Annotated in this window: 2 protein-coding genes; both read right to left on the reverse strand. The window is 47.5% G+C overall.

Annotated features, from left to right (window positions below; all coding sequences use genetic code 11):
• The coding region (gene rsmG, locus R7044_RS28465; RefSeq protein WP_225456452.1) for a 16S rRNA (guanine(527)-N(7))-methyltransferase RsmG at window positions 1–348 on the reverse strand (348 nt) is incomplete at its 3' end.
• Window positions 348–503: hypothetical protein (locus tag R7044_RS28470; protein WP_225456454.1), on the reverse strand; the 156-nt coding region annotated here is incomplete at its 5' end. The genes rsmG and R7044_RS28470, both read right to left, overlap by 1 nt.

Genomic DNA, 503 nt, shown 5'->3' on the forward strand with positions numbered 1-503 from the left:
ACCTAACGTGTGGACAACTTGCTTGATAAAACGGATGCGCTTACCGAGGCTATCGAGCAGAAAGAACGTTTTCTCCGGATGCATGATCGCCAAAGGAATACCTGGCAATCCTGGGCCAGTGCCCACATCGATAAAACGTTCACCTTGCAGATGCGTGCCGACCACGATGCTATCCAGGATATGTTTCACTAACATCTCTAAAGGATAGCGAACCGAAGTTAGGTTGTACGCTTTGTTCCACTTATCGAGCAGCTCAACGTAACCGACTAACTGCTCTCGTTGTTTTTCTGAAACGTCTAAATCGGTCTGTGCAATCAGTGAATCAAGCTTGGTTCGTAGTGCACTCATTACTCTTCCTCGCCTTTTTTCAGCAAGCCGTGCTTCTTCAGATGCACAAGAAGAATTGAAATCGCTGCAGGCGTAATGCCGGAAATACGCGAAGCAATGCCAATACTTTCCGGTTTGGCTTCGCTCAGTTTCGCAACCACTTCGTTCGACAAACC

It is taken from the genome of Vibrio sp. 1402 (assembly GCF_033340275.1).